Consider the following 24,175-nt stretch of genomic DNA (forward strand, 5'->3'; position numbering starts at 1 on the left):
GGCACCGCCCATGCGGATCGCCCTCAGCCAGCTCACCACCGGCCCCGAACCCGACAAGAACCTGCGTCTCATCGAGGAGTGGACCCGTCGCGCGGCGGATGCCGGAGCCCGCGCCGTCGTCTTCCCGGAGGCGTCGATGGCCTGCTTCGGCACCCCCCTCACCCCGCTCGCCGAGCCCCTCGACGGCCCCTGGGCAGACGGCGTCCGCGAGATCGCCCGCACGACCGGCACGGTCGTCGTCGCCGGCATGTTCACCCCGGCCGACGGAGGACGGGTCGCCAACACCCTCCTCGCCACCGGCCCCGGCGTCGAGGAGTCGTACGACAAGATCCATCTCTACGACGCCTTCGGCTTCCGTGAGTCCGAGACCGTCGCCCCGGGTTCCCGCACCGCCCTGATCGACGTGGACGGTGTCCGGCTGGGGCTGGCCACCTGCTACGACGTCCGGTTCCCTGAGCTGTTCCGTGCGCACGCCGACGCCGGGGCGGTGGGTACCCTGCTGGCGGCGTCCTGGGGTGCGGGACCCGGGAAGGTCGACCAGTGGGAGCTGCTGGTGCGGGCCCGCGCGCTGGACGCGACCGTGTGGGTCGCCGCCGCGGGCCAGGCAGATCCCGGCACCGGTCCTGGCTCGGTGCCGACCGGCATCGGGCACAGCCTGGTGGTGGGGCCCGACGGGACCGTACGGGCCGCTCTCGGCGCCGAGCCGGAGCTGCTGGTGACGGACCTGGACGTCGACGAGGTCGGCGCGGTCCGCGAGAAGACGTCCGTGCTGGCGAACCGGCGGCCGGAGGTGTGGGGATGAGCGGGCCCGAGCTGGAGTTCCACCGTCCCGACGGGCCCTGGCGCGCTCCGGCGGGTGCCGGGCCCGGTGTCGAGGAGTGCGTGCTGGCCGAGGATCCCGAGAGCGGCAGGCGCACCGCGCTGGTGCGGTGGGCGCCGGGCGCGGACTCCTCGGCGGCGGGCGTGGCCCTGCACGACGTGTGGGAGGAGGTCTATCTCGTCGAGGGCGCGATGCACGACCTGACGCTGGACCGGACCTTCACCGCGGGCATGTACGCCTGCCGTCCGCCGGGCATGCCGCACGGGCCGTGGACCGCGCCGGACGGGGTGACGATGCTCGTGATCACGTACCCCGGAGCCTGACGCGTCGCCTCAGCCGTCGAGGAGGACCTTGAGGGTCGACTGCAGGTGGTGGTCGATGGCCGCGCACGCGGCTCCCGCGTCACCGGCGGCGAGGGCGTCGACGATGGCCTCGTGCTCGTCGAGCACCGCCTTCTGCCGGCCCTGCTGGTTGAAGACGGCGACGACGCCGGCGCGGACCTGTCGGCTGCGCAGGCCGTCGTAGTGCCGGTCCAGGAGGGTGTTGCCGACGGCCGACACCAGGGAGGCGTGGAAGCGGTGGTCCACGGCGATGAACTCGTGGGTCTCCTCCTCGCCGGTGAGGGCGCGCTGCTCGTCCAGGAGGGCGCGCAGCTCGGCCAGGGGGACCCGCCCGGCCGCGACGAGGCGCTCGGCCGCGTACCGCTCGACCATGCCGCGCAGCTCCATCAGCTCGCGCACCTCGCGCCCCGTCAGCGCTGCCACGCGGGCGCCGCGCTTGGGGACGAGTTCGACCAGGTCCTCCGCGGCGAGCATCAGGAGCGCCTCGCGGATGGGGGTGCGGGAGACACCGATACGATCGGCGAGGTCCTGCTCCGACAGGAAGGCCCCCTGCATCTCGGGGTCGGTCAGCACCGTGTCCTTGAGATACGCGTAGGCCTTCTCCCGACCGGACGCCACGGCAACCCCCAGACATCGCATACAGTTTGTATACCGACGCTACCACGGGGGTTTCCGCACCACACGGCTCCGTCGGCAGGCGCACTCCCCCGGCACCGACCGTGATCACTCCGGTCTGTGGATAGAGTTCAGAGAACTGGACTCCGATCAGGGTTCTTTGACGTAACGGCCTGACGCTCGGCACACGGCCACGCCAGGCAGAGTGTGCAACACACCGAAAGTGAAGAATTGATCATGAGTAACGTCTACTTCGACATCACCATCGACGGCGCTCCCGCGGGCCGCATCGTCTTCAACCTCTTCGACGAGGTCGTCCCGAAGACCGCGCGCAACTTCCGTGAGCTGGCCACCGGGCAGAACGGTTTCGGCTACGCGGGCTCCGGCTTCCACCGCGTCATCCCCCAGTTCATGCTGCAGGGCGGTGACTTCACCAACCACAACGGCACCGGTGGCAAGAGCATCTACGGTGAGAAGTTCGCGGACGAGAACTTCACGCTGAAGCACGACCGCCCGTACCTGCTGTCGATGGCGAACGCCGGCCGCAACACCAACGGCTCGCAGTTCTTCATCACCACCATCGTCACCTCGTGGCTCGACGGCAAGCACGTCGTCTTCGGCGAGGCCGTCGAGGGCCAGGAGGTCATCGACAAGATCGAGTCCCTGGGCTCGGACTCGGGCGCCACCAAGGCGAAGATCGAGATCGCCGCGTCCGGCGTCGTCGAGGCCTGACCCCACCCGTAGCGGGTCGGAACGTACCGCGGGCCCCGGGGACGGAACATCGTCCCCGGGGCCCGCGGCGTCGTCATCCTGAAAAGAAGCTGTCACATACGGATCGGAATCCCCCGCCCGGCCGTCGTGGTTGGAACTGGCACGACCCCGTTGCGAGGCCCGGCCTCGTGCGACGAAGGAGTGACCATGACCGTTGACCTGACCACGACGGACCTGCAGGGCTTCACCCAGGACTGGCTGGAGTGGTACCGGGGGCAGGAGGAACGGCTCGCCGCTCCGCACGGTTTCCTCGCGATCACCGGCCTGCACTGGCTGGACGAGCGTCCGCAGCGCTTCTCGGACGCGCCCGGCGCCTGGTGGACCGACGCCGACGGGGTCGCCGTGGCGCTCGACGAGGGCGAGGAACTCGTCGTGGCGGGAGAGACCGTGCGCGGTGAGCACCGCTTCGGCGTGCTGCCCGAGCGGGGCGGTGTCGACGCGGTGTGGGGCGACGCCGTGATCGAGGTGGCCAAGCGCGGCGGGAACGACATCGTGCGGCCCCGGCACCCGGACGCCCCGCTGCGCACCGCGTTCGCCGGGACCCCCGCCTACGCGCCGGATCCCCGCTGGGTGGTCCAGGGCCGCTACACGGCGTTCGACGCACCGCGTCCGACGACGGTGGGCGCCGCGGTCGAGGGGCTGGAGCATGTCTACGACGCGCCGGGCCGGGTCGAGTTCGAACTGGACGGGCAGTCACTGGCCCTCACCGCGTTCCCGGGGCGTGGGCCGGGCGGGCTGATGGTGCTCTTCACGGACGCCACCTCCGGGGTGACCACGTACGCCGCGAACCGCTCCCTCACGCTCCCCGCGCCGGACGCCGACGGCACGGTCGTCCTGGACTTCAACCGCGCGACGAACCTGCCGTGCGCCTACACCGACCTCGCGACCTGCCCGCTGCCGCCGGCGGAGAACCGGCTGCCGGTGTCGGTCGAGGCCGGGCAGAAGATCCCCCGTGAGCGGGGCGGCGCGGCCTGATTTCCGGCCTTGACGTGACCGGGCCGGCACCGGTGCCTGATCGGCGCCGCCGGCCCGAAAAGACGTTCGGTCCGTGGCCCGGATTTCGACAACCATGCGTGCCTCTGAGTCGTCCCCTTTAGTGCGCGCAGGTTCACGCGCGGTCGCACCCCCCACAGACGCTGCGCACGGACGACGCGCAGGAAAGAGGCCGCATGCTCCGTATCCACTTCACGTCGCAGGATCTCCAGAGCGTCCGGGTCGCCCGTCAGCCCCATGCTCTGTGGGAACTCGTCTGCGGTGTCTGCCGGTTGGACACCCGGCAGGGGGCGCTCGAGTTCGGGCACTGGCGCCGGTCCGTACGTGAGGGACTGGCGAAGGATCCACGGGCCCGGCGGGCGCTCCTGCCGCTGCAGACGCTGATTCCGCCGGTGGGCTACATCCCCGACTTCCTCACCCCGTCGGTCACGGGCGGCGGGCTGGCCGTCGGGCTCGAAGAGGTGCGCTCCACGTCCCGCACCCGGCTGACCCGTGAGCTGACCCGGCTCGCGGAGTCGCGTCCGCTGCCGTCCTGGGTGTCCAGCCTCAACCGGCCGGGCGTCAAGGCGCTGGGGACGCTGACGCGGGCGCTGGAACTGTCCTGCAAGACACTGCTGGAACCGTACTGGCCGCGCATACAGACAGCGATCGGCAACGATGTCGAGCTGCGCTCACGGGCGCTCCTCGACGGCGGCACGTCCGCTCTCCTCGACGCGCTGCGCCCGCACGCCCGTTGGAACGCTCCCGTACTGGAGGTGAACTATCCCGTCGACCGCGAGCTGTACCTGGAAGGGCGCGGTCTGCTGCTCGTCCCGTCGTACTTCTGCTGGCGCAGGCCCACCGCGCTCGCGGATCCCACGCTCGGTCCCGTGCTCGTCTACCCGGTCGCCAAGCAGCCGTTAGAGGTCGCCCGTGCGAGCAAGGACGGGCTTGAACGGCTGCTGGGCCGCACCCGCACGGTGGTCCTGGCGCATCTCGCCAACCATGGGGCGCGGACCACGTCCGAGGTCGCCTCGGCCGCCAACATCGCGCTGCCCAGCGCCAGTTACCAGCTCGGGGTGCTGCGCGACGGGGGCCTGATCGCCAGCCACCGGGAGGGCCAGTTCGTACGGCACTCCGCAACTCCCCTGGGGCTGCGCTTGCTTGACCGGTGAACGACCGAAGGGACGGACGGAGTGGCGCCGCGCAAACCTCGCCCGGCGCCACTTCGAACGGCTTCGAATTCATTGCCATCCCATGACCCCCACGGCCATCGTTTGTGTCGATCGCACACGAACACCGGAGAGGTACATGAGGAAACGGGGAATCATCACCGCCGCGCTCGCGCCGGGGAGACCGTCACGGTCATCTGCCAGCAGCCGGGGCAGACCGTCGGCGGGAACCCGTACTGGGTGCTGGTGAGCACCACCAACGGCAACCACATGGGCTTCATGGCCAGTTACTACATCAAGAACACCACCAACTGGATCGACGGCGTGGGCCGTTGCCAGTGACGGACCCGACCAGTTCGCCACACCTGACACCGACCACGTCATCACCCACAGGGGGACACCACATGCGCCGCACCTCGGCCGTCATCGGCACCGCAGCCGCCACGCTCGCCTTCCTCGCCCCGGCGGGCATGGCCGCGGCGGCTCCCGCCGAGCCGTCGTACACCGTCGTGCCGTACGAGAACGTCAACGTGCGGCAGCTGCCGCAGAAGAACAGCGCCTACCTGGCGACGCTGACCGCGGGCCATTCCTACACGGCGTACTGCTGGACCATCGGCGAGACCATCACGGACCACGGGATCACGAACAACATCTGGATCTCGTTCGCCGACGGCTACAGCAGCGCGGTCTATTTCAAGGGCGACCAGTACGGCAACCTGCCGGCCTCGGCGAGGTGCTGACGAGCGGCATCCCGAAGTCCGCCGTCATCGAGAACGGCTGAGGGCATAGCGCAAGAGGGCGCGGTGGCCACCGTGCACAGGGGGACGGTGGCCACCGCGCCCTCGGCGTGTCGTCTGCGGGTCAGCCCGCTCGGCGCCGGTCCGCCGCGGCGCGGTGGGTGAGGGGCTCGCGCAGGCCCAGGTGTTCGCGCAGGGTCGTGCCGGTGTACTCGGTGCGGTAGACGCCGCGTTCCTGGAGTGCGGGGACGAGCAGGTCGACGATGTCGTCGAGGCCGTCGGGGATCAGGTACGGCGTGACGTTGAAGCCGTCGATCGCGCCGTGCCGCACGAAGTGGGCGAACTTGTCCGCGAGTCCCTCCGGGGTGCCGACATGGCCGCGCTGCGGGCCCAGCGCGATGACGGTCTCGCGCAGGGACCAGCGGTTCGCGTCGGCCTTCTCCCGCCATTCCGCGACGACTTGACGGGGGTCGGCGATCCGCCGTGCCCCGAAGGAGCCGTCGTTCTCGGCGACGACCGGGTCCTCCTTGGGCAGCGGCCCGTCGGCGTCCCGGCCGAAGAGGTCGATGCCCCACAGGAGTCCGGCGATGCCCAACGCCGTTGCCGGGGTCACCTGTTGGAGGCGGATCCAGCGCTTCTTCTCCAGGGCCTCCTCCTCCGTGGCGCCGATGATGATCTCGGTGCCGGGGAGGATGCGCAGGTCGTCGTCGGGCCGGCCGACGGCCCGCAGCCGGCGCCGCAGGTCCTCGGCGAAGGCGAGCGCGTCGTCGAAGTCGTTGCCGTGCGCGGAGAAGATGACGTCGGCGTTGCGGGCGGCGAAGTCCCGGCCCTCGCCGGAGTCCCCGGCCTGGAAGATCACCGGGTGCCCCTGGACGCTGCGCGGCAGGGTGGGCGCGAGGTCGACGTCGAACTGCGGTCCCTGGTGGCGGACTTGGCGTACGGCGCCGGGTGCCGCCCAGGCCGGGGCGCCTGCCGAGCCGGAGACGGCCGAGTCCTGCCAGCTGTCCCAGAGCGCGCGGGCGACGGTGAGGAACTCCTCGGCGCGGCGGTAGCGGTCGGCGTGGTCGAGGTAGCCGCCGCGCCGGAAGTTGGCGCCGGTCCAGGCGTTGTCGGTGGTCACCACGTTCCAGCCCGCGCGGCCCTCGGACAGCAGGTCGAGGCCGGACAGACGGCGGGCGAGGTCGGCGGGTTCGTTGAAGGTGGTGTTGGACGTGCTGACCAGGCCGATGCGGTCCGTCACGGCGGCCAGCGCGGCGAGTTGGGTGATGGCGTCCGGCCGTCCGGCGACGTCGAGGTCGTGGATCCGGCCGTCGACCTCGCGCAGCCGCAGCCCCTCCCCCAGGAAGAACGCGTCGAACAGGCCGCGTTCGGCGGTCTGCGCGACGCGCCGGAAGTTGGCGGGGTCGATCTGGGAGCCGCTCGCCGGATCGGACCAGACCGTCCAGTGGTTGACGCCCTGGAAGAAGACACCGAGGTGCAGCTGGGCGTCGGGGCGGGGGACGTCGAGAGGGTCGGTGCGGGTCATCGGACGTCCTCCTGGGCGGCCACGGCGGCGTAGCGGTTGGCGGGCCGGTCCAGGCCCAGGTGGGTGCGCAGCGACGCGCCGGGCAACGGCCGTACGGCGTACCGTCGTTCGACGAGCTGCGGCAGGACGAGCCGGGACAGTTCCGGGAGGTCCTCGTCCAACACCAGGGGGTGCAGGCGCACTCCGTCGACCACTCCCCTCAACTCCCCGAGCAGCGCGGCGAGTCCGGCGGCGGAGCCGATGTGGCGCAGGCGTCCCCGGTCGCTCCAGGGCGCGTGCCGTTCGAGGTCGGCGACGCGTTCCTCGGCGGCGGCGTCGGCGGTGTCGAGGGCGACGTCGACTTCGGCGAAGGTACGCGGTGTTCCGGCGGCGGAGGCGCTCGCGGTGACGGCCGCCAGATCGCGGCCCTCGACGAGGGCGACGTCGAGTCGATCGGCGGGGACCCGGTCCGGGCTGCCGAGCACGACGAGTTGGCCCTGCGGCGGACGCGGCACGATCGCCGGTCCCTTCACCGCGAAGGTGTCGCCGGTGAAGTCGACGTAGTGCAGCCGGTCTCGGTCGAGATAGCGGCTCGTGGCGACGGAGCGGATGACCGCGTCGTCCTCCCAGGAGTCCCACAGCTCGCGGACGACCTCGACCCCGTCACGCGACTCACGGGCGCGTGCCGCGTCCCCGTCGACGAGCGGACGCCCCCAGACGGACGCCGCTTCGGGCCGTACCTCCTCGCTCACCACCCACCCGGCGCGCCCGACCGAGATGTGGTCCAGGGACGCCAACTGGCTTGAGACATGGAAGGGTTCGGCGTACGTGAGCGGCACGACCGGCGCGATGCCGATGACGCTCGTCGACGCGGCGAGGAACGCGGCCCGCTCCACCGCGCCGATCCGGCCGACCACGTCGGGCGCGGCGCCGGGCGGGAGCGCGCCGTCGTCCAGGGTGAGCAGGGTGAACCCGGCGTTCTCCGCCGCGGCGGCGACACGGGCCACCCGGCGCGGGCTCAACAGGTGGTCGGGCGAGTGGGCGGCGCGGCGCCAGGCCGCGGGATGGGCGCCGTCACCGTCGATTTCGAGGGCGAGCCGCAGGGCGGGGCCGGACATGGGGGTTCCTTCCGAGAACACGTCGAGACGGCCGGCCCGTGGGCCGGCAGGGGTCAGAGGCGTGCGGAAGGACAGACGGCGGAGGCGGTACGGCAGTAGTCGACATGCCGGCGGATGATCAGCCGCGCGCCCGGACCGGCACCGCGAGGTGCGGCGTCGCAAACGCGCATCGGGGCCTCCACCCGTCCGGGATCGATCGCCTCAACCTTGGGCGCCGCCCCCGGAAGATGTCAAGAACATTAGATGTACGCGCATGCAGCGGAGGCGGGTCGGAAAAAGCGGTGGCCGCGACGGCGACCGGGCTGCTACCTTCCCGGAGGCCGTGAAAGACCGCGAGGAGGTGGGACCCATGAACGCAGTAACCAGGTGGGTGCTCCCCCTTTTCGCCACGGTTGGGCCAGCGGCATAGGTGTCGCCGGGAGCGCCTCACATCAAGGCGATCCCGAAAGGCAACACCATGGAACTCTCCACAAAAACAGTGCGGTTCACCGCGGAGACATCGTCGAACGGCGTCCTCGTCCGCGACTTCACCGTCGACGGCCTGACCGGCGCGCTCTGGTCCCCCGCCGACTCCCCGTCCGTACGCGCTCCCCTGGTCCTGATGGGCCACGGCGGCGGCACCGACAGCAAGGCACCGGCCATGGCGGGCCGGGCCGACCGGCTCGTGAACGGCTGCGGCTTCCACGTGGCCACCCTCGACGCCCCCGGCCACGGCGACCGGCCGCGCACCGCGCACGATGAGCGGGAGATCGCCGCGATGCAGCACGCGATGGCGACGGGCGAACCGGTCGGCGAGATCGTCGTCCGCTACAACGCCCACCTCGCCGAGCGCGCCGTACCGGAGTGGCTGGCGACCCTCGACGCCCTCCAAGAGCTCCCGGAGATCGGCACCGGGGGACCCGTCGGCTACTACGGCATCAACATGGGCACCGCGATCGGCGTCCCGCTGACGGCGGTCGAACCCCGCATCACCGCCGCGGTGTTCGGGCAGTTCTGGTACGACGACGCCCTGGCGGAGGCGGCGCGGCGGATCACCGTGCCGATCGAGTTCGCGCTCCAGTGGGACGACGAGCACATCCCGCGCGCGTCCGGTCTCGCGCTGTTCGACGCCTTCGCCTCGAAGGAGAAGTCGTTGCACGTCAACTCGGGCCGCCACAAGGAGCTCCCGAGGTTCGAGGCGGACAGCGCGGCCCGCTTCTTCGCCCGGCATCTGAGCCGGGCCGACGTGCCCAGGGCGGCCTGACGGGAGACCGGCGTCCGGCCGACGGCCGGACGCCGGTCCCTCAACGCGACCGCGGCCCGGCGTCCTCTCCGAAGTCCATGCCCGTCATGAGTTCGGAGAAGGCGCCGCCCGCGGCGGCGGACGTGAAGAGCCGGTCGAGCTGGGCGCGGGCCAAACCCCTTTGGAAAAGCCCGGAGTTGGCGGCGTCACCGGCGTCGTGGAGCATGCGCGTCATCCACTGGGAGAACTCCTGGTCGTTCCAGACCCGGCGCAGGCACCGCGCCGAGTACGTCCGCAGACCCGTGTCGTCGTGGTCGTGGACGGCGTCCCGTACGGCGCGGGCGAAGAGGTCGGCGTCGTAGAGAGCGAGGTTCATGCCCTTGCCGCCCATCGGGGAGACGATGTGCGCCGCGTCGCCGACGAGGTGGAGGCGGCCGTACTGCATCGGGTCGTGGACCAGGCTGCGAAGGCGGAAGATCTCGCGGTCGGTGATCGGGCCGGAGACCAGGTCCGGATCGCCGAGCCGGGTGCGCAGCGCATCCCAGACACGGGCGTCGGACCAGGCGCCGGGCTCGTCGTCGGGCGGGCACTGGAGGTAGTAGCGGCTGGTGTACGGGCCGCGCGGGAAGTGCGCGGCGAAACCCTGCTCGCTGACGGCGAGGAGCGGGTGGGCCGGCGGCGGGGCATCCGCCAGGACCGTCAGCCAGCCGATGCCGTGGTCGAAGGCGTACGGCGTGAGGACCCCGTCGGGCACGGCGCTGCGGCTGATGCCGTGGTCGCCGTCGCAGCCCGCGACGTAGGAGCAGGCGATGGTGCGGAGGCCGCCGTCCGGGGTGCGGTAGCGGACGGTGGGGTGTTCGCCGGTCAGGTCGTGCAGGGAGACGTCCGCCGCCTCGAAGCGGAGGTCGCCGCCGTCCTCCAGGTAGGCGGCGGTGAGCTTCTGGACCAGCATCTGCTGGGGGCAGATACGGGCCGTGGGGCCCGCCGAGCCGTCGGAGTCGGACACGAGGTGGGGCTCGCCGTCGACCCGGAGTTCGAGGATGCCGTCGTGCGGTACGCCACCGAGGACGCGGTCGGCCAAGCCCCAGGAGTCGAACATGCGGACCGCGCGGGTCTCGACGATGCCCGCGCGCTGGCGCTGTGCCACGTACTCCCGGGTCTGCCGCTCCAGGACGACACAGTCGATCCCGGCGCTCCGCAGCAGGTTCGCGACGGTCAGCCCGGCCGGGCCCGCGCCGATCACCACCACGGTCGCGGATTCCGGGGACTCGCTCAACTCCCGCACACTGTCGGTCACTTGACCACCTCCGGAATCACCCTACCGACGCGGAGCGCCCGGCCGCCGGGTCACTTGACCTGGATCGTCGCCTTCCAGGTCTCGACGATCAGGGGGCAGAGGTTCCCGGGGTCGGGGACGCAGTGCCTTTGTGCGCTGACGGTGGCGGTGCCGGCGGCAGCCGCGCGGTAGACCGCCGAGGCGTCGCCGACCGGGTTCGTGACGTCGGACCTGTGTCCGAGCACGGCCGAGTCGCTGGCGGCCACCGCGGTCCAGGTGTAGGTGAGTCCGCGCTCGCGGTAGTGGGTGAGCCGGACCTCGACGTCACCGCCGACGATCGCGGCGACCGTCCGGCCGTTGTCCGTGTTCGTGAGCACCATGCGCCCGGCGCGGAGCGCGTGCGCCGACGCGGGTGTCGCGACGGTGGTGACGGTGGCGGCGAGGGCCAACCCCGCGGCCCCCAGGGCCGTAGACCACTTCGTAGTTCCCATGACGCACGCTCCTCGCACTCTCCGGCGGCAGCGGATGTGCTGCCCAGCGGGGTCAACGTGGTGGTGGAGGGCGGGTCACAGGCAACCACTCGATCGTGGGCCGGAGCGCGGCGGGGACGGCTCGGGGCTACCGCGAGTTCGCACCCCTTGTGCGTGTGTTATGAATCTTCCCGTATGACCGATAGGAAAAGCACGTAGACAACCGTTCGACCGGCCCCACGGGTGAAGGCCGGTCGGGGTCGCCGATGCCGGGGTCCGCTCCCCGGGCTGCGGTGATCTTCCTTCCCAGGAGGACCTCCCGCATGTTTCGACGTATTGGCAGTGGGGTCGTCAGACATCCCGTCTGGACGATCGTGGCATGGCTGATCGCGGCCGTGGCGATTGTCGCCACGGCGCCCAGCCTGCCCTCCAACAGTGACGAGAGCAGTTTCCTCCCCAAGAGTTACGAGTCCATCAAAGCGGCGGATCTCCAGACGAAGGCGTTCCCCAGCGCCTTCACCCCGTCCGCGATCGCGCTGTACCAGCGCTCCGACGGCGGCAAGCTCACCGCCGCCGACCAGAAGGACGTCGCCCGGATCACGACCGAGCTGGGCAAGAAGCACATCGACCAGGTGCAGAAGGTGGTCCCCGGCCAGCCGTCCAAGGACGGCAGGTACACCATGACCCTGGTGCAGATGGACAGCAAGAACGCCGGTCAGCCGGCGCAGGCGGATGCCGCGAAGGTGCTGCGCGACGACGTCAAACAGCTGGCCAAGGGCACCGATCTCGACGTGAAGCTCGGCGGTTCCGCCGCGCAGGCGCTCGACCAGCAGGACTCGTCGAAACGCGGCGAGGCACTGATCGGCATCGGGACGTTCCTCATCATCCTGGTGACGCTGCTGATCATCTTCCGCGCGCCGATCCTCGCCGTCCTCCCCCTGGTCCTGATCGGCGTGGTGGCGTCCATCGCCAACGGGCTGATCGCGTACGCCACCAAGCTGTTCGGGCTGCAGGCGAACAGTTCCGTGTCGTCGATCCTGATCGTCGTGCTGTTCGGCGTGGGCACGGACTACTTCCTGTTCCTGATGTTCCGGTACAGAGAACGCCTGCGGGCGGGTGACGAACCGAAGCAGGCCATGATCAACGCGGTCGCCAGGGTCGGCGAGGCCATCGCCTCGGCCGCCGGCGCGGTCATCATCGCGTTCCTCGCGCTGGTGCTGTCCACGCTCGGCTTCCTCAAGCAGATGGGTCCGGCGCTGGCCATCTCGGTCACCGTCACCCTGATCGCGGGCCTGACGCTGATCCCGGCCGTGGTGTCGCTGATCGGGCCGAAGGTCTTCTGGCCATCGAAGTCGTGGCAACAGGAGCCGCAGAACGCCCGGTTCGCCGCCCTCGGCCGTGGTGTGCAGCGCAGGCCCGCGTTGACCGCCGCGCTCTCCGGGCTCGTCCTCGTCGCCCTGTCGCTCGGCACGCTCGGCTACAAGGCCACCTTCGACCTGGCCTCGGGCTCCATGCCCAAGACCAAGGAGTCGATGGTCGTCCAGGACGAGATGCAGAAGGCGTACTCGGCGGGCGCGGCCGCCCCCACCGACGTCTACCTCTCCAGCACCGACGGCAAGCCGCTCGACAAGTCCGCCTTCCCGGCCTACGCCGAGAAGCTGGGCGCCGTCGACGGTGTCGCGAGCGCCCGGATGAGCCAGCTCAACCCGGGCGGTACGACGGCGGACTTCACGGTCACGCTGAAGTACGAGGCGTCCACGGAGAAGGCGATCGACGCGGTGGGCCGGGTGCGGGACGTCGCGCACGCCTCCGCGCCCGACGGCACGAAGGCACTGGTCGGCGGCATGTCCTCGATCTACAAGGACATCAACACCGCGGTCAACCACGACTATCGGACCGTGTTCCCCGTCGCCGCCCTGCTGATCATGCTGATCCTGGGGCTGCTGCTGCGCAGTGTGGTAGCGCCGTGGTACCTCATCGCCTCGGTGGGTCTCGGCTTCGGTGCCACGCTCGGTGCCACGGTCTGGATCTTCCAGGACGCTCAGGGGCATCCGGGGCTGATGTTCATGCTCCCGGTGATCATGTATCTCTTCGTGGTCGCCATCGGCACGGACTACAACATCCTCATGATCGCCCGGCTCCGCGAGGAGGCCCGCGAGGGCCGCGATCCACGCGAGGCCGCGAGCATGGCGCTGCGGCACGCGGGACCGACCGTGGCCGCGGCCGGGTTCATCCTCGCGGCGACCTTCGCCACGATGATGCTCGCGGGCAACGCGCTGCTCACGGAGATGGGCTTCGCGGTCTCCTTCGGCATCGCCGTCGCCGCGTTCGTGATGGCGATGTTCTTCACGCCGAGCCTCACGGCGCTGATCGGCCACGCGGCCTGGTGGCCCGGCCACGCCGACCGCACCCAGGAAACCGCGGGCGGCCACGCCTCCGACACCCCGGGCCCGGTCTCCGGCACGGGTGACGAGGACGCGGTCACCCACGACCCGGCGAGCCGTCGGGGCTAGCGGTACGCGGGCCCTGTCCACCAGCCTCCACGGCCGGTGGACAGGGCCCGCAGTCTTCTCCCTACGACGATGAGCGCGCCCGGGGGCAGGAAGGAACCGGCGTCAGCGGTCGTCGTGCCCGCGCAGGCAGTCGAGGGGCGCTTCCAGCGCGACGGCGTCGCGCCGGGCCCGGGTCAGCAGCAGCCCGCTCTGGACGGCGGCGAGCGGCGCGAGGGCGAAACGGTCGGGGCCGATCGGTTCGGGCAGTTCACCGCGCGCCCGCATCGCCCGCGGCCCGTCCCTCAACGCCCCCTCCCGGTGATCCCCCAGAACCCAGGGGGCGGACGCCGGGGCCCGTTCCCGGAGCGCGCGTGACGACTTGACGTCGACGGCCGGTGCGACCTCAACGGGTGTGCGGTGACCGGGCCTTGGCCGGGACAGCGTCGGAAACTGCGCCCGTTTCGGATCGTCGGGAGGGGGCACTAGCGATCGCAGCCCAGTGCTTCGGTCAGCAGGCACGCCTTCTTCCCCATAGAGGAGCGTCATCGTGCCCCTTCCGTTCCATCCCGACAGCAAGCCGACGAGTCCGGCTTCCGCCGAGAACGCGGAGGTCTGACGTGATCGTGCCGAACCCTGCCGTACTGCAGCAGGCGGTCGACCGTTATCGAGCCCTCGCGGCCGACGGGAACATCGCCGTCGCCGTCTCCCTGCAGAACGCCGCCTACACCCTGTGCGTGCTGACCGGCACCCGCACGGTCGAGGAGGCCCTGACCGCCGCGGACCGGCTGTGCTCACGCGCGACGGCCTCCGGCTCCCCCCATCGGCGGACCTTCACCCTCACCTCCACTTCTGCGGGCCCCCTGGGCTCCTCCGGCGAAACAGCCTCCGGGGAAAGGGAGTTGGTGGCGTGACGGAGCGCCCTGGCGACGCTCCCGCGGCAGTCGGCACACCCGGCTTCGCATTGCTGACGGACAGCTAAGAGGCACTGGACACCGCACAGTTGGTGTACCGGCCCGACGACTACCTGCCCGCACGGCTGGTGTTGGTCGGGCCGGACGGCCAGGAAGACACGGCCGACCGACGCGGCTGTGGTCTCCAACAGCACGTCTCCGACGCCGGATTCGAGGACGGCACGTTCACACCTGGTGAGCGCGCGACGTCCGCTGGTTCCCAGTTCAGGTCGGCCTCCGTCCTCGGGTTACGCGATGTCCTCAGGGGCGAGGTCAGGCCGCAGGCGGTGCCAGGAGGGGTGGCGGAGGTAGCCGGCCCGGGTGCGTGTGGCGTAGGTGACCTCGCTGACCAGGCGGGGCAGCACCCAGTGGGCGCCCGTGACCGGCGGGACCGGGGTGAAGGGGCAGTCCGCGGTGGCGGCGACGCGCAGGAGTTCGGACAGTTCCGCCCGTTCGCGCTCGCTCCACCCGGTGCCGACGTTGCCGATGTACCGCAGCCGCCCTTCGTGCCGCTGCCCGAGAAGAAGCGCACCCGGCAGCCCGTTCAGGCGCCCCTTGCCCGGCATCCACCCACCGATGATCGCGTCGGTGGTGACCAGGTTCCTGATTTTGATCCACGACCGTGAGCGCACCCCGGGTTCGTAACGGGACGTCAGCCGCTTGCACACGATCCCTTCAAGACCCGCCGCACGGGTCGCCTCAAGTGCCCGCGCACTGCTGCCGACCACCACGCCCGGCACCGACCAGCGCTCCCCGTCCAGCCCCAGGGACTCCAGCGCCTCCCGTCGCTCGGTGTACGGCTCCGCCAGGAGGCTGTCGCCACCGAGGAACAGGACATCGAACAGGACCAGATGAACAGGCGCCCGCCGGGCGGCCCGACCGATCACGCCGGCCGGTGACCGGACCAGCCCCATCCGCGACGCCAGCCGCCCGAAGTCCGCCCGCCCCCGTTCGTCCAGGGCGACGATCTCACCGTCCAGGATCGCCGGCATTCCTCGGAACACCTCTCCCAGGGCTTGCAGCTCCGGATACCCCGAGGTGATGTTCTCGCCCGAACGAGAACGGAACAACGCCGTCCCATCCCCCGAAAGATAGGCAAGCACGCGCTGACCGTCCTGCTTGGTCTCGACCGCCCACCGGTCATCACCACCCGGCAACGGCAGCCGGCCGGGTGACGCGAGCATGGGCGCGATCGACGGCAGGGTGACCATGGACACCACCCTCGCCCCTCCAGCGGTGCGGGGCACTCTGGGGCCACGCCGTCCCTCGCCTCTTCAGCGGTGCGGGGCACTCCGGAGCCACGCCGTCTCCCGAGGGCATGCCCTTGGACCGAGCCCGACGGCACCATCGCCCACCGGCAGCGCACCGAGCCACTACGGCCCAGGCGCACGATCCACCACAGGTTCCGCCCCTCAGACTGAACAGCCCACACGCACGGCCGGACTCGGCCACGGGGCCTCCGGCGGTTGGATCCGACGTCACCGCCCACCCAACCGCCATGACCACCGACCGGCGTACCTGTGCCGTCAGAGCGCTAGACGGCGGTACGCCCCGCGTCCGCCGCAAGCGTGACGCCGGTGAGATAACTCGCGCGGTCCGAGGCGAGGAAGAGGATCACCTCGGCGATCTCGCGAGGGGCCGCGAGCCGGCCGAGCACCGTCGTCTTCGCGAACTGCTCGGCGTTCTCCTCCCCCATGGTGTCCAGGACCATGTCGGTCCGCGTAGGACCCGGCGCGACGGTGTTCACCCGCACACCGGCCGGACTGAACTCGGCCGCCCAGGTGCGCGTCAGCGACTCCAGCGCGGCCTTGGTGGCGCTGTAGACGGACAGCCCGGGGATGCCGATCCGGGCGGCCATGGTGCTGACGTTCACGATGCTGCCGGAGCCCCTGGCGATCATCGCGGGAACCAGCGCCGCGGTGAGGAGGTACGGGGCGCGGATGTTGGCCGCGATGGTCTCGTCGAGCGTGCCGGGGTCCTGGTCCACGGTCGGCGCTCCGGGGAAGATCGCGGCGTTGTTGACCAGGATGTCGACGGGTCCGGCCTCTTCCGCGAGGCGGCGCAGAGCGGCCGGGTCGGTGAGGTCGGCGGCGACGAAGCGTGCCTTGCCGCCGGCGTCCGTGATCGACCGCACGGTCGCGGCCCCGCGCTCGGCGTTGCGCCCGGAGACGACGACCTCGGCGCCGGCGGTGGCCATCAGCCGGGCGGTTTCGGCGCCGATGCCGCCGGTCGATCCGGTGACGAGGGCGACCTTGTCGGAGAGTTCCATTCCGGTTCCTTCCGGGAATCCGGCCGCGCACTGCGGCCGGAGTGGGTTAGGTGACCCACAATCGTCCGCTAAAAATGGGTTGTCCAATCCAGAATCTGTTAGCGTTACGACCATGACGACCGAGACGCGACGGCCCGCGCAGAGGAAGCTCACCCGCAAGGGGCAGGAGACCCGGCGCCGGATAGTGGCCGCCGCCGCGACGCTCATGTACGAGCGGGGCGTGACCGAGGCGACGCTGGAGGACGTACGGGCGGCCGCCGGCGTGAGCGGCTCGCAGATCTACCACTACTTCGCCGACAAGCAGGAACTGCTGCTGGCCGTCATCGAGTTCCAGACCGAGGCGGTCCTGGACATGCAGAAACCGCTCTTCGCCGGGCTGGACACCATGAAGGGCCTACGGCAGTGGCGGGACGCGCTGGTGGAGTACCAGCTCCGGCTGCAGTGCCGCGGCGGCTGCCCTATCGGCTCCCTCGGCAGCGAGATCGCGGAGACCAACCCCGAAGCACGGCTCGTCGCGGCCAGCGGCTTCCTGCGCTGGGAGTCGGCGATCCGCGAGGGCCTCCAGAAGATGCACGACCGCGGTGAGCTCGACACCGACCCCGACGATCTCGCCCTCGCGCTCCTCGCCGCACTCCAGGGAGGCCTGCTGCTCACCCAGCTTCAGCGCCAAGTCAGGCCGCTGGAGGTGGCGTTGGACTCGATGCTCGACCACGTCGAGGCGTGCATGAAGCGGGCGTGACGGGCGACGGTCGCGGGCTTACTGGCCCTAACAAAGCCTCTGAACGTGGCGGTGAGTGATCAGGCAGACGGCGAGACCGAGGAAGGCTTCATGGATGTCGTCGCGTCGCTCCCAGCGGATGCGCAGCCGGCGGAAGCCGTGCAGCCAGGAGATCGTCCGCTCGACGACCCAGCGGAAGGTGCCCAGGCCGGTGCCGTGCGGCTGGCCTCGCTCGGCGATCGCGGGCCGGATGTTGCGCCGGCGCAGGAGTCGGCGGTACTTGTCGTGGTCGTAGCCGCGGTCCGCGAAGAGCATGTCGGGCCGCCTGCGCGGCCGGCCGACCACTCCGGCCACTGGCGGGATCTTGTCCAGCAGCGGAAGCAGCTGGGTGACGTCATTGCGGTTGCCGCCGGTCAGCGAGACCGCGAGCGGGATGCCCTGGCCGTCGGTGATGATGTGGTGCTTGCTGCCCGGACGTGCGCGATCGACCGGGCTGGGACCGCTTTTGGGCCCCTGCGCGCGGCCCGGACATGGGAGGAGTCGATCACCGCCCGCGACCAGTCCAGCTGGTTCTTCGACCGCAGCCTGTTCAGCAGCAACTGGTGCAGCTGGTTCCACACGCCGGCCTCGTTCCAGGCCGCCAGCCGACGCCAGCACGTCATCCCCGAACCGAAGCCCAGCTCCTGCGGCAGGTATTCCCACTGGATCCCGGTGTGCAGGACGAACAGAATCCCGCACAGGGCCTGACGGTCAGGTACTCGTGGCCGCCCCTCGACCTGCTTCGGCGGCGGCTCAGGCAGTAACGGCTCGATCAGCGACCACAGTTCGTCCGACACGATCCACGGCCGCGACTGACGCTTCCCCATGCCCTCACCAACGAGCGATCAAGCCGACAGTCACATGATCAACCCACTTTTGTTAGAGACAGTTAGAGTCGCTGTTCACCCCGGGTGCGGGGAGGATCGGGCCGGCCCACCGGGTCAGCGGACGTCACGGTGCGGGAAGCGCAGCGCGCGCATGGCGACTCGAAGTCGAGAGCGGGGCCTGCCCCGGCCGTCCGCATGCGCGATCGTTCCCAGGCAGGCCGCCCCAGATCGCCGACGCTCCCCCGCCGTCCCGCCTACGCGCTCGGGTCCCAGGCCAGAAGCAGTTCGAAGAGGTTTCCGTCGCCCTCCACGTCCAGCGACTCGACCGGGATGCGGCCGTACAGCACCAGGACCAGGTCTCCGGCCGGGCCCCGGAGGGAGGCGTCGGCGCCGGTGGCGGCCGCGGGGATACGGGTGGCGCGGGCGCCGTCGGCGGAGAGGGTGAGGCGCCAGGAGCGGCCCTCGGTGGCGTGGTAGTCGACGGTGGCGGGCTCGTGCGGCCAGGGGTCGGTGCCCGCGCAGCAGGTGGAGAGAAACTCGTCGACGCCGTCGAGTGCCGCTTCCTCGGGCAGCGCCTGGGCCTGCGACGCACCCAGGGTGATCTGCGCGTCGTAGGTGTGCACCGAGGCTTCCTGGACCTGGTGGCGGGCTACGGCCCCGGAGGTCTGCGGTGACTGGGAGCCGCCCCACCACGTCCAACAGCCGCGATCCGGGCCGAACTCCCGCAGGGTGCCGAGCAGTTGCTCCGTGGACTCCGCCGACCAGGCCAGCAGGGCGTCGGGTTCCTTCGGCGCCTCCGGGACGGTGCCGGACGGGCCGTCGGCAGGTCCAGCGGCGACGTTGGCGGCCCAGCGGCGATGCACCCCGCCCAGGTGCTCGACCAGATCCCGCAGTGTCCACTCGGGGCAGGTCGGCACCTGGGCGTCGAGGCTCGGCGCGGCGGAGACAGCGGCCCGGAACGCGGCCGACCGTTCGTCGATCAGGCGCAGCAGGGCGGGGAACTCCAGGTTCTCTGTCACACGGACTGTCTACCACCGCGCCCCGACGGCCGGGCAGCGAATATCCGGGGCACCGCGTGGGTCAGTGCCCGAGGGCCTGTTGGACCGTCGGGTGGCACGTGATGATTCCGTCGATGCCGACGAGTTGGATGATGCGCAGCACGGGCGGGGCGGCCCCGGCCAGCCGCAGCCAGCCGCCCGCCTCGGCGAGGGTGCGGTGGACGGCGATGAGGATGTTGATACCGCTGGAGTCCATGAAGGTGACCTGACTCAGGTCGATGACGGCATGCGGTGCGGCGTTGTTCGGCAGGTCCAGCGCCTCCCTCACCGCGCCGCCTGTCTCATGGTCGATCTCTCCGGCCAGGGCCACGACAAAAATGCCGTCGACGACGTCGGTCCTGACCGACAACCGCCCCGGCTGCCCCGCTTGTTCGGTGTCCACCATCTGTCCTCATACACAAGTCGGTGAGCGCTACGGATCAGGATTTCATCCGAAGTGCTGCCCCGCATCGTACGGTTGATGCCCGGGTCTGGTGGAGCCTATGGACATTGACGAGTGGTTGTTATCTCACGGGGTATGCGCGGGGCACGCGGAAGGCGGTGAAACGATCCTGATGGAACCAGAGTCATCGGACGACGACGACACAGCACCGCAGGCCCGGGACCGGGCCATACGGTCCACGGCGGCACTGGACGGTGACGGCTCATGCATCGCCGAAGCCCGCCAACTGGCCGCCACCTTCCTGACCCGGGCCCGGGCCGAGTTCGGGCTGCCGGTGTCGGCCCGGGCGATGGATCTCACGCAGCTGGTCGTCAGTGAGCTGGTCACCAACGCCCGCAAATACGCGCCCGGTCCGGTGCTGATGGATCTGCGGATCGTCGACAGCCTGGTCGAGGTGCAGGTGTGGGACTCCGACCCACAGCTCCCCGTGGCCCAGGGCGCGGACGCCCAACGCGTGGGACAGCACGGCCTCGAGATCGTACGGGCGGTGGCACACGGCTTCGAGGCCCGACGCGAATCGGTGGGCAAGCGCATCACCGCCCGCATAGCGTTGACGGACGTTCCCGCCGAGGCCGCTGTCGACACGTCCCCAGTGACTCCGCCAAGTTGAAACCGCGATACCGAGACCCCTACGGCTACGGCTACGGCTACGAGGTCAGCGGGATCCGGTAGACCGAGACATGCGAACGCGAGTCCGCGGTGAACTCGCCGCCGGACCAGTCCCCATGCCTGCTCTCCAGCTCGAAGCCGGCCAGCTGCGCCATGAGATCGAGTTCGGCAGGCCAGATGTACCGGTGCGGGCTGCGGTACAGCTGCGCCTGCTCGGTGTCGTCGAAGTGGAAGTGGTGCGACACGACATGCTGGTTGAGGACGTCGTAGGTGTCCAGACCGATGTAGTCCCGGTCGGTCTGCCACACGGTGGCGGTCCGCCCCGGCGGCAGACTGCGCAACTCCGGCACCCACAGCTCGATCACGAACCGTCCGCCCGCCGTGAGATGGCGGGCCGCGTTCCGGAAGCACTCGACCTGCTCGGCCTGGGTGAGCAGGTTCGAGATGGTGTTGTAGACGAGATAGACGAGGCTGTACGTCCCGGGCGCGACGGTGGTCGCCATGTCCCCGATGACGACGGGGATCGTCGCTTCGTCGGCCTTGGTGCGCAGTTGCTCCACCATCGGCCGTGACAACTCGATCCCGGTGACGGGGACTCCCCGCCCGGCGAGCGGCACGGCCACCCGCCCGGTCCCAACAGCGAACTCCAACGCGGCCCCCTCCCCCGCGAGTTGCGCGAGCCGCTCCACGGTCGGTTCCAGCGCCTCGGGCGCGAACATTCCGGTGCCGGGCGTGTCGTACCGCTGGGCGACGTCGGAGTTCCACATCTGCTCCTGCTGCATTACGCCAACGCTGGCTGCCGGAGCGGAAGTTGTCCAACGACTTTCCGGTCGCGGACGTCTCGTCTACAACGCCGAGCCCAGCACCTCGGCCACCCAGACCATCGCCGGGATGCTGAGGGCAATGCCCCAGAGGCCGGTCAACGAGAACGCGGCCAGGGCAACTCCCAGCCAGGCCACGCGGGTCGGCGCGAGGACACGCGAGGGGTCCTGGGGGTCGTAGCGGACCTCGTCGCGCCGCCCGCGCGATGCCGGGCGCGCCGTGACCTCCTGGCCGTCGAGCGTGCGGAAGCGGACGACGCAGTCATGGGTGCCCTCGCTGTCCGGGTCCGCCTCGTACGTCGCGTGGACGGTGATGCCCCGCCGCCACAGCACCCACCGTGTGTCCAGCTCGGACATGATCACCCACAGGCGCAGCAAGGCGACGCCCGCGGGAAGCAACAGCCAGGCGAAGACCCCCAGGAAGGGGTCCGCCGGCAGCCACACGGCCGACGGCAGCCCCAGGACCACGTACCAGAGCGCGCGCCGCCGCCAGGGGCTGCCGTCACGGAGGCCGGCCGGCGTACGCAGGGGCCACGGCCGCGCCGAATACCGTTGCAGCGGCAACTTGTTCAGCGACGGGTCGGCGTCGCTCATGATCGCCTCGATCTCCGTGCCGAGCGCGGCGGCCGTGTCCCGGTCGCGATGCCGGACCGTCATGGCCGTGTCGGCCTGCGCGTCCTCGAAGAGGAGTACGGTCAGCGACTCCTCGGTGGCCTCGACCCGGCGGATCCGCATCCCGGGCACGACCACTGTCGTCCGTCCCCGTCTCCAGTGCAGCGCACCCTGCTCCACCCACACCCGGGTGCGACCGCCAGCCAGGACAACCCCCTTGGCAGGTGCGGTGTTTGATTCCCCCACGGCAGTGGATCCTAGACGCGCCGAACGTCCGCGGCGCGGGCCGTGCCGACGCGGTCAGGTGGTCACAGGCTCCGCATGGTGCACTAACTCACCGATACGAGAGGCCAGTTCGGGCCACAGCTCTTCCGGAAGGCCGTGGCCCATTCCCTCCAGGATCAGCAACTCCGCGTCGGGGACGGCCGCCGCCGTGGCGTGGCCGCCGCTGATGTCGCAGACGATGTCGGCGGTGCCGTGCACGACCAGGGTGGGCACCCGCAGGGACCGGAGGCGTTCGGTGCGGTCGCCGGTGGCCAGTACCGCGAGGCCCTGGCGTTGGATGCCGAGGGGGTCGTAGCCGCGGTCGAAGACGCGTCCGGACCGTTCGGCCGCCGCGGTCTCGTCGAAGGGGAAGGCTGGGGACGCGGCGAGGCGGAGGGCGCGTACCTGCCAGTCGATGAAGGCCTCCCGGTCCCGCGGTGGTGCTCCCAGGTCGGCGAACACGGAGAAGTCGGCCTCGCCGACGCCGGGTTGGCCGGTCGTGGACATCATCGAGGTGAGCGAGCGGACCCGGTCCGGGTACTCGATCGCGATCATCTGGGCGATCATCCCGCCCATCGAGGAGCCGACGAGGTGGGCGCCGGTGAGGCCGAGCGCGTCGAGCAGGCCGACGGTGTCGGCCGCCAGGTCGGAGAGCGTGTAGGACGCCGAGGAGAAGTCACCTGCCAGGGCTGCCGGGAGGTCGGGTACGGGCGCGTCGGGGAAGTGGGTCGACCGGCCGGCGTCGCGGGTGTCGAAGCGGATCACGTGCAGGCCCCGGTCCACCAGTTCCCGGCAGAACCCCTCCGGCCAGTTGATCAGCTGCGCGCCCGCTCCCATGATCAGGAGGACCGGTGGTGCCCCGGGGTCACCGAAGCGTTCATAGGCGATGTCGATTCCGGACGGGCCGACGTCGTGTGCGGTCAGTTCTGGCATGGCCGAAACGGTAGCCATCGCACGGGAGCGAGAGAACGAACCACAGTCTGACGTTTTTCGCCCACCCCCCGGGTTACGGTGGAAGTGGCGGAGGAAGCCGCTCGACACGCTGAAGTTCCCCACTTGGACTAGAGTGACGTCGACGACGTGCTCATTCCGGTCGCCTCTCGCTGCTGACCTTTTCCGTCGATTTCCCGTCGTACGTCCGCTAGTGGTTTCGTGGCGTGGTGTTCACCGTCCGGCTCGGGCACGAAAACTCGGTTGGAGAGGAAATCACCATGCCCTTCGCCACGACCTCGGACGGCACACGGATCTTCTACAAGGACTGGGGATCCGGGCAGCCCGTCGTCTTCTCCCACGGGTGGCCGCTGACCGCCGACGCGTGGGATCCCCAGCTGAAATTCATGGTGGACAACGGCTTCCGGGCCGTGGCCCACGATCGGCGCGGGGGCGGACGCTCGGACCAGCCCTGGGACGGCAACAACCTCGACACGTACGCCGACGACCTCGCCTCGGTCATCGAGGCCCTGGATCTGCGCGACGTGATCCTCGTCGGGCACTCGACCGGCGGCGGCGAGGTCACCCGCTACCTCGGCCGACACGGCTCCGGCCGGGTCGCGAAGGCGGTGCTGCTCGGCGCGATCCCGCCGCTCATGCTCAAGACGGACGCGAACCCGGAAGGCCTGCCGATCGAGGTCTTCGACGAGATCCGCAGCGGTGTGGAGACGGACCGTTCGCAGTACTACAAGGATCTCAGCGCCCCCTTCTACGGCGCCAACCGCGACGACTCGACGGTCACCCAGGGAACTCGTGACGAGTTCTGGCTGTGGAGCATGACCGTGGGAATCAAGGGCGCCTATGACTGCATCAAGGCATTCTCCGAGACGGATCTCACCGAGGACCTCAAGAAGATCGACGTGCCGACCCTGATCGTGCACGGCGACGACGACCAGATCGTGCCCATCGTGGCCTCCGGCGACAAATCCTCGAAACTCGTCAAGGACGCGGTCTACAAGGTCTATCCGGGTGCTCCGCACGGACTGGCGATGGTGCCCAAGTTCGCCGAGCGGTTCAACGCCGATCTTCTCGAGTTCGCGCGGAGTTGATCGCGGCGGTCCCGGTG

26 protein-coding genes are annotated in these 24,175 nt (G+C 70.4%); 12 read left to right on the forward strand and 14 right to left on the reverse strand.

What is annotated here, in order from left to right:
* Positions 1 to 10: 10 nt before the first annotated feature.
* Positions 11 to 802, forward strand: a complete 792-nt coding sequence (locus OHT77_RS02690) for a carbon-nitrogen hydrolase family protein (protein ID WP_328826297.1) — start codon at positions 11 to 13, stop codon at positions 800 to 802.
* Positions 799 to 1,143 carry a cupin domain-containing protein gene (locus OHT77_RS02695; protein WP_328826298.1) on the forward strand — a complete coding sequence of 115 codons (345 nt, stop codon included), beginning with the start codon at positions 799 to 801 and terminating at the stop codon, positions 1,141 to 1,143. The genes OHT77_RS02690 and OHT77_RS02695 overlap by 4 nt, the downstream gene beginning before the upstream one ends.
* Positions 1,144 to 1,152: 9 nt before the next feature.
* Here the strand turns inward: OHT77_RS02695 and OHT77_RS02700 are convergent, their stop codons facing one another.
* The gene (locus OHT77_RS02700) at positions 1,153 to 1,779 is read right to left on the reverse strand and encodes a GntR family transcriptional regulator (RefSeq protein ID WP_328826299.1); all 627 of its coding nucleotides are present in this window, start codon (positions 1,777 to 1,779) and stop codon (positions 1,153 to 1,155) included.
* Between the two features lie 234 nt (positions 1,780 to 2,013).
* On the opposite strand from OHT77_RS02700, the gene OHT77_RS02705 reads away from it, so the two are divergent.
* The 4 genes from OHT77_RS02705 to OHT77_RS02720 all read left to right on the forward strand — a co-directional run bounded on the left by OHT77_RS02705 (position 2,014) and on the right by OHT77_RS02720 (position 5,431).
* Entirely contained in the window at positions 2,014 to 2,508 is a 495-nt protein-coding gene (locus OHT77_RS02705) for a peptidylprolyl isomerase (RefSeq protein ID WP_328826300.1), read from the forward strand.
* A 186-nt stretch (positions 2,509 to 2,694) separates the two neighbouring features.
* Positions 2,695 to 3,522, forward strand: coding sequence for a DUF1684 domain-containing protein (locus OHT77_RS02710; RefSeq protein WP_328826301.1), 828 nt, complete (start codon positions 2,695 to 2,697; stop codon positions 3,520 to 3,522).
* Positions 3,523 to 3,716: 194 nt separating this feature from the next.
* Positions 3,717 to 4,694: an ArsR/SmtB family transcription factor gene (locus OHT77_RS02715; protein WP_328826302.1), complete on the forward strand. Its 978-nt coding sequence runs from the start codon at positions 3,717 to 3,719 to the stop codon at positions 4,692 to 4,694.
* 401 nt (positions 4,695 to 5,095) lie between these two features.
* Positions 5,096 to 5,431, forward strand: coding sequence for an SH3 domain-containing protein (locus OHT77_RS02720; RefSeq protein WP_328826303.1), 336 nt, complete (start codon positions 5,096 to 5,098; stop codon positions 5,429 to 5,431).
* A gap of 121 nt (positions 5,432 to 5,552) precedes the next feature.
* On the opposite strand, the gene OHT77_RS02725 is transcribed toward OHT77_RS02720, so the two are convergent.
* Both OHT77_RS02725 and OHT77_RS02730 read right to left on the reverse strand, forming a co-directional pair.
* Positions 5,553 to 6,953 (reverse strand): NtaA/DmoA family FMN-dependent monooxygenase, encoded by a 1,401-nt coding sequence (locus tag OHT77_RS02725; protein WP_328826304.1) that lies wholly within the window; start codon positions 6,951 to 6,953, stop codon positions 5,553 to 5,555.
* On the reverse strand, positions 6,950 to 8,050 hold the full coding sequence (locus tag OHT77_RS02730; protein ID WP_328826305.1) for an LLM class flavin-dependent oxidoreductase: 1,101 nt from the start codon (positions 8,048 to 8,050) through the stop codon (positions 6,950 to 6,952). Before OHT77_RS02730 ends, OHT77_RS02725 begins: the two co-directional genes overlap by 4 nt.
* A 457-nt stretch (positions 8,051 to 8,507) precedes the next feature.
* Here OHT77_RS02730 and OHT77_RS02735 point away from each other — a divergent pair, with 457 nt between their 5' ends.
* The gene (locus OHT77_RS02735; RefSeq protein WP_328826306.1) at positions 8,508 to 9,293 is read left to right on the forward strand and encodes an alpha/beta hydrolase; all 786 of its coding nucleotides are present in this window, start codon (positions 8,508 to 8,510) and stop codon (positions 9,291 to 9,293) included.
* Between the two features lie 40 nt (positions 9,294 to 9,333).
* Here the strand turns inward: OHT77_RS02735 and OHT77_RS02740 are convergent, their stop codons facing one another.
* A complete protein-coding gene (locus tag OHT77_RS02740) occupies positions 9,334 to 10,569 on the reverse strand; it encodes a 4-hydroxybenzoate 3-monooxygenase (protein ID WP_328826307.1) in 1,236 nt (411 codons plus the stop codon).
* A gap of 50 nt (positions 10,570 to 10,619) precedes the next feature.
* Positions 10,620 to 11,039, reverse strand: a complete 420-nt coding sequence (locus tag OHT77_RS02745) for a hypothetical protein (protein ID WP_328826308.1) — start codon at positions 11,037 to 11,039, stop codon at positions 10,620 to 10,622.
* Between the two features lie 302 nt (positions 11,040 to 11,341).
* Here OHT77_RS02745 and OHT77_RS02750 point away from each other — a divergent pair, with 302 nt between their 5' ends.
* On the forward strand, positions 11,342 to 13,531 hold the full coding sequence (locus OHT77_RS02750) for an MMPL family transporter (protein WP_328826309.1): 2,190 nt from the start codon (positions 11,342 to 11,344) through the stop codon (positions 13,529 to 13,531).
* 102 nt (positions 13,532 to 13,633) lie between these two features.
* On the opposite strand, the gene OHT77_RS02755 is transcribed toward OHT77_RS02750, so the two are convergent.
* Positions 13,634 to 13,816 carry a hypothetical protein gene (locus OHT77_RS02755; protein ID WP_328826310.1) on the reverse strand — a complete coding sequence of 61 codons (183 nt, stop codon included), beginning with the start codon at positions 13,814 to 13,816 and terminating at the stop codon, positions 13,634 to 13,636.
* A 311-nt stretch (positions 13,817 to 14,127) separates the two neighbouring features.
* Between OHT77_RS02755 and OHT77_RS02760 the strand changes: the two genes are divergently transcribed.
* The gene (locus OHT77_RS02760) at positions 14,128 to 14,421 is read left to right on the forward strand and encodes a DUF5133 domain-containing protein (protein WP_328826311.1); all 294 of its coding nucleotides are present in this window, start codon (positions 14,128 to 14,130) and stop codon (positions 14,419 to 14,421) included.
* Between the two features lie 287 nt (positions 14,422 to 14,708).
* Here the strand turns inward: OHT77_RS02760 and OHT77_RS02765 are convergent, their stop codons facing one another.
* Both OHT77_RS02765 and OHT77_RS02770 read right to left on the reverse strand, forming a co-directional pair.
* Positions 14,709 to 15,671, reverse strand: a complete 963-nt coding sequence (locus OHT77_RS02765; protein ID WP_328826312.1) for an ATP-dependent DNA ligase — start codon at positions 15,669 to 15,671, stop codon at positions 14,709 to 14,711.
* A 323-nt stretch (positions 15,672 to 15,994) separates the two neighbouring features.
* Positions 15,995 to 16,729, reverse strand: a complete 735-nt coding sequence (locus OHT77_RS02770; protein WP_328826313.1) for an SDR family NAD(P)-dependent oxidoreductase — start codon at positions 16,727 to 16,729, stop codon at positions 15,995 to 15,997.
* A gap of 112 nt (positions 16,730 to 16,841) precedes the next feature.
* Between OHT77_RS02770 and OHT77_RS02775 the strand changes: the two genes are divergently transcribed.
* The gene (locus OHT77_RS02775; RefSeq protein WP_328826314.1) at positions 16,842 to 17,468 is read left to right on the forward strand and encodes a TetR/AcrR family transcriptional regulator; all 627 of its coding nucleotides are present in this window, start codon (positions 16,842 to 16,844) and stop codon (positions 17,466 to 17,468) included.
* A gap of 27 nt (positions 17,469 to 17,495) precedes the next feature.
* On the opposite strand, the gene OHT77_RS02780 is transcribed toward OHT77_RS02775, so the two are convergent.
* From OHT77_RS02780 to OHT77_RS02790, 3 genes are all read right to left on the reverse strand, one after another.
* A protein-coding gene (locus tag OHT77_RS02780; protein ID WP_328826315.1) for an IS5 family transposase occupies positions 17,496 to 18,313 on the reverse strand; the annotation gives its coding sequence in 2 pieces (ribosomal slippage) (positions 17,496 to 17,962 and positions 17,962 to 18,313; 819 coding nt in all).
* 254 nt (positions 18,314 to 18,567) lie between these two features.
* The gene (locus OHT77_RS02785; protein ID WP_328826317.1) at positions 18,568 to 19,332 is read right to left on the reverse strand and encodes a maleylpyruvate isomerase family mycothiol-dependent enzyme; all 765 of its coding nucleotides are present in this window, start codon (positions 19,330 to 19,332) and stop codon (positions 18,568 to 18,570) included.
* Positions 19,333 to 19,393: 61 nt separating this feature from the next.
* Positions 19,394 to 19,756: an STAS domain-containing protein gene (locus OHT77_RS02790; RefSeq protein WP_328826318.1), complete on the reverse strand. Its 363-nt coding sequence runs from the start codon at positions 19,754 to 19,756 to the stop codon at positions 19,394 to 19,396.
* A 169-nt stretch (positions 19,757 to 19,925) separates the two neighbouring features.
* Between OHT77_RS02790 and OHT77_RS02795 the strand changes: the two genes are divergently transcribed.
* A complete protein-coding gene (locus tag OHT77_RS02795) occupies positions 19,926 to 20,423 on the forward strand; it encodes an ATP-binding protein (RefSeq protein WP_328826319.1) in 498 nt (165 codons plus the stop codon).
* A gap of 37 nt (positions 20,424 to 20,460) precedes the next feature.
* Here OHT77_RS02795 and OHT77_RS02800 read toward each other — a convergent pair whose 3' ends face one another.
* From OHT77_RS02800 to OHT77_RS02810, 3 genes are all read right to left on the reverse strand, one after another.
* Positions 20,461 to 21,204: a class I SAM-dependent methyltransferase gene (locus tag OHT77_RS02800; protein WP_328826320.1), complete on the reverse strand. Its 744-nt coding sequence runs from the start codon at positions 21,202 to 21,204 to the stop codon at positions 20,461 to 20,463.
* A gap of 63 nt (positions 21,205 to 21,267) precedes the next feature.
* Positions 21,268 to 21,987: a DUF3592 domain-containing protein gene (locus OHT77_RS02805; protein WP_443047901.1), complete on the reverse strand. Its 720-nt coding sequence runs from the start codon at positions 21,985 to 21,987 to the stop codon at positions 21,268 to 21,270.
* 168 nt (positions 21,988 to 22,155) lie between these two features.
* Positions 22,156 to 23,052 (reverse strand): alpha/beta fold hydrolase, encoded by an 897-nt coding sequence (locus OHT77_RS02810; RefSeq protein WP_328826321.1) that lies wholly within the window; start codon positions 23,050 to 23,052, stop codon positions 22,156 to 22,158.
* 278 nt (positions 23,053 to 23,330) lie between these two features.
* Between OHT77_RS02810 and OHT77_RS02815 the strand changes: the two genes are divergently transcribed.
* On the forward strand, positions 23,331 to 24,158 hold the full coding sequence (locus OHT77_RS02815; RefSeq protein ID WP_328826322.1) for an alpha/beta fold hydrolase: 828 nt from the start codon (positions 23,331 to 23,333) through the stop codon (positions 24,156 to 24,158).
* Positions 24,159 to 24,175 lie beyond the last annotated feature (17 nt).

Origin of the sequence: Streptomyces sp. NBC_00252 (genome assembly GCF_036187565.1) — a bacterium.
Classification (GTDB): domain Bacteria; phylum Actinomycetota; class Actinomycetes; order Streptomycetales; family Streptomycetaceae; genus Streptomyces.